Here is a 3765-nt window from a genome sequence, read left to right as displayed (position 1 = left end):
TCATCATGAACCAGACCGAAGAAGCCCTGGCGATCCTCCACGACCTGAAAAAACTCGGCGTTCTGCTGGCCATCGATGACTTCGGCACCGGCTACTCCTCCCTCAGCTACCTCAAACGCCTGCCACTCGACACCCTGAAAATCGACCAATCCTTCGTCCGCGGCCTCCCCGAAGACCCCCACGACGCCGCCATCACCCGCGCCATCATCGCCCTGGGCCGCAGCATGCAGCTGACCATCATCGCCGAAGGCGTCGAAACCTTAGAACAGGAACGGTTCCTCATCATCGAGGGCTGCGAACAAACCCAAGGCTTCCTCCTCAGCCGTGCGGTAACCCCCGACAAATTTGCAGGCAATTTCCTAAGCCCACGCCACGCAATTGGCACACAGCAAACCGCACCGGTATAATCCGCCGCACTTCTGAGGGCCTATAGCTCAGTTGGTTAGAGCAGAGGACTCATAATCCTTTGGTCCACGGTTCAAGTCCGTGTGGGCCCACCAAATAAAAAGCCGCGCAAATGCGCGGCTTTTTCTTGTCTGCACTATGCGTTTTTCGCCGACGCTGTCTGTGTGGGCCGAATACCGGAGCCACACCTACAGCGGCAGCGCTGCTTAGAATTCCCCTCCCAAAGCGCATTATTCGTGCGGCACCACTTATGCAGGCGCAGAGCGCTTAAGCGGCGGCAACCGCCAGCCACAAAAAAGATCAGCGCAAGGACTGGTCTTAGTTATGGGACGCCAACCAACCCATTGGTTTTGCCGCCGTGGAACACCGCCTCAAACATCGGCCTCAGCAGTTTATTGCCCGACTCACTCAGGTGGTCATCATCAAAGTAAATGGGCTGGCCATTACGTGTGCCGGAGCATTTTTCGCCGTCGCACAGCAGGGGCAGCGGGTCGAGAATCCGCGCGCCGCATTGTTCTTTGGCTTTGTCTTGCATGGCCAAAACAAAGGCGTGTCGGCGGCGGTAGTCAGAGAGCGAGACAGCGATTGGCCGCTCCTTTCCCCACATCAAGCCCCTGGCGACGGTGCCGGGTACGTTGAGGCCCATTTCGGCAATCGGCCTTACCAGGTAAAGCGGGTGGTGTTTGGCGATTTGGCAGGCGGTGGCGAGGTAGTCTTTTTCCACGTCGGCCAGGTACTCGGGGGTAAAGCTGTCGTAGTGCTGGCCAAACAAAAACGCCGGGCGTTTGAGGACCGGGTCGGCTTCGCCGGGCACGCCGCCAAAGAGGTTACCCGTGGTGCGGGTAAGCAGCACCACCGGCACACCGGGGTACTCGTTTTCCAGGCTTTGGCGGGCACTGCGGTTGAGCTTTTTGCAGTCTTCTTTGGTGGCATCAAATGTCTTGGAATAACTGATGTAGCAGCCTGAAGAGGCGCGCAGCAGCACGCCTTGGTCGGCATGCGGCAACGCGGCAGCCAAGCCGGTAACCAGCGCAGCGGCGTGGCTATCGCCGAGCATAATGGCGGCAATGTTCGGGCCGCCGTATACGCAACTGGCGTCGGCTTTTTCGCAGGTGGAACGACGTTTGTCGTAGTTTTGTTTTTCTGCGGCGACCACTGCTACCGCTTCGGGTACACGTTGGGGATAGCCGTCGTGCATGCGGATCAAGCGGGCCGGCAGTATGCAGACAAGCACCGCTACCACGATAAGCGCCGTGGCGTAGCGCGGTTGCAAGCGGGCGACACGGCGGCGGGCCAACACTTCCACCCAGCGATACGACTGATCGCCCAGCAGCAGCGTTAGCAGCAAACCTCCGACGACCCACAGCGGGTCAGTGAGTTTCTGCACATAAACCAATGCCACCACCAGCGGCCAATGCCAAAGGTAGATGGAGTAGGAGCGCTCCCCCAGCCATTGGGCGACACGCGAACCGGTAAACCACGACGTTTGATTGGCGGCCAGCAGCACCAGCGCAGTGCCCAGCACCGGAACCAGCGCACGCCAACCTGGCCACTGGCTCTGTGCATCCAGCAACAAACCGGCGCCGATAATCAGGGCAAAGCCTGCGCACTCCAGCGCTGTGCGCCCGCGTGTCGCAACGCGCACATAGGGCGCGGCGAGATACACCAAACCGCCCGCGAGCAGTTCCCAAGCACGTGTGGGCAAACCGTAAAACGCAGCAGCGGCGTTACTGGTGGTTTGCACGATGCACACGCCAAGCGAGGCGACTAGCAGCAGGCTCAGGGCAATCGCGACATTTCTACGGCCGGGCAGGAATTTCCACAGAGCCATCAGCAACAACGGTTGTAGCACATAGAACTGCCATTCCACCGACAACGACCAGGTGTGCAGCAACCATTTCTCATGGGAGGCCTGGTCGAAATAGCCGGCCTCGCTCAGATACGTCTGGTTGGAAAGGAACAGCAGGCTTTTGTAGGCATGCTTTGCCGCCGTCTCGTATTCATCGGGCAGTAACAGAAACCAGCCGACCGCCAACAGCGCCAGCACCACCACCATCAATGCCGGAAGAATCCGCCGCGCACGCGCCAGGTAGAACGACCAGAGCGAGAAACCTCCCGACTCAAGGCCGCGCACGATGATGGTGGTCATCAGAAAACCGGAGATCACAAAGAACACATCAACGCCGATAAAGCCGCCACCGATACCGTTGATGCCAAAGTGATAAAGCACTACCGCAACAACGGCCCAGGCGCGCAAGCCGTTAATATCGCGGCGAAAACCTTCTGAAGCTTGAGACATCGAAACTATTCCAAAACAACACAGCGGAAACGGCAGAACGCGCTCCAGCGGGAAAACTGAGTAGGGTTGAGGTTAACCAGGCCAGCCCGCCATCGAGAGGTGGGAGGCGGCGCCATTGTAAGGTTTTTCATACAAAAACCACTGCTGCTGTTGTATCCAGGTACTCGCTGCATCGGCGAATTTGGACCAACGGCCCTCCTGCCCTCCTCCTGCGCGCCGATATACCCGGTTCAACACTGCCTGGCCGGCGCAGCAAATTTGAACTTCAGCGCCTGACGGCCAGTCGACCCTATATGAAGGATGAATCTGGAGGTCCGTATGGAGCTTTCCAACATTGCAGCCGCTGTGTCGAATGCGAAAACCGCGCAGACCGCGTCAACCGTATCGATCCTGACCCTGAATAAGGCGTTGGATATCCAGTCCGACAGCGCGCTGGCGCTGATTCAGGCGATTCCGGATATGTCGTCGCTGGGCAGCAATCCGCCGAACCTGGGCAACGCTATTGATGTAATGGTCTGACAGACAAGTGGCTTGTACTGCCCGACGTTGCCTACACTGGGCAGACAACAAGCCGTACATAACCAGACCCCGCAATTTTTGATCTGCCCACATCGGCAGCATGGAGCGAAGATGACTCAGGAACATGCAAAACCAAGCTGGCATCAGCAAGTGGCCGATGATCTGGTCGACCCGGTGATGAAGGACTTGACCTGGCACGGTCGCACTACCGACTGGTTTTTGCAGGATCTGGTGCGTCTGACCAACGAAACCGAGCTGCAGGTGGGCATTACCCTGTCGACACCAGCCGGGGTAATTACCGGCGTATTGATCAGTGTGGAGCAGTACTTCCGCCTCTTTGGTGAGTCGTTTTCCAGCTCCTGGCCACCGGAAGATGCCGATCGTTTGCGCACGCACTACGCCGAATTGGGTAAGTCGCGCTTGCCGACTTCCGACGGCGAAACCCCGCCGCCTGCGCAGTTCCTGCATCTAAAAGACGCCAAGCTAAGCTCGCCAAGTGGGCAGATTCCGGCAACCGAGGGTTTCTTATGGCGCGGCAGTAT

Annotated in this window: 4 protein-coding genes and 1 tRNA gene; 4 read left to right on the top strand and 1 reads right to left on the bottom strand. The window is 58.4% G+C overall.

What is annotated here, in order from left to right; translation table 11 throughout:
- Both AAAB16_RS19875 and AAAB16_RS19870 read left to right on the top strand, forming a co-directional pair.
- On the top strand, positions 1-407 hold a 407-nt coding region (locus tag AAAB16_RS19875), incomplete at its 5' end, for an EAL domain-containing protein (protein ID WP_340664881.1).
- 16 nt (positions 408-423) lie between these two features.
- A tRNA-Ile gene (locus tag AAAB16_RS19870) sits at positions 424-500 on the top strand.
- Positions 501-727: 227 nt separating this feature from the next.
- Here AAAB16_RS19870 and AAAB16_RS19865 read toward each other — a convergent pair.
- Entirely contained in the window at positions 728-2704 is a 1977-nt protein-coding gene (locus AAAB16_RS19865; RefSeq protein ID WP_340664880.1) for an acyltransferase family protein, read from the bottom strand.
- A 318-nt stretch (positions 2705-3022) separates the two neighbouring features.
- Between AAAB16_RS19865 and AAAB16_RS19860 the strand changes: the two genes are divergently transcribed.
- Both AAAB16_RS19860 and AAAB16_RS19855 read left to right on the top strand, forming a co-directional pair.
- Positions 3023-3223, top strand: coding sequence for a YjfB family protein (locus AAAB16_RS19860; protein ID WP_340664879.1), 201 nt, complete (start codon positions 3023-3025; stop codon positions 3221-3223).
- Positions 3224-3334: 111 nt separating this feature from the next.
- Positions 3335-3765 (top strand): hypothetical protein (locus AAAB16_RS19855; protein WP_340664878.1); only part of this gene is annotated, 431 nt, incomplete at its 3' end.

It is taken from the genome of Pseudomonas sp., assembly GCF_037994325.1.
GTDB lineage: Bacteria > Pseudomonadota > Gammaproteobacteria > Pseudomonadales > Pseudomonadaceae > Aquipseudomonas.
The sequence above is the reverse complement of the archived record's forward strand: the minus strand, read 5'-3'. Positions and strand labels throughout refer to the sequence as shown.

Bases quoted from the DNA above. Each gene is read 5' to 3' on its own strand.
- AAAB16_RS19865 (WP_340664880.1), bottom strand. From the start codon at position 2,704: ATGTCTCAAGCTTCAGAAGGTTTTCGCCGCGATATTAACGGCTTGCGC.
- AAAB16_RS19860 (WP_340664879.1), top strand. From the start codon at position 3,023: ATGGAGCTTTCCAACATTGCAGCCGCTGTGTCGAATGCGAAAACCGCG.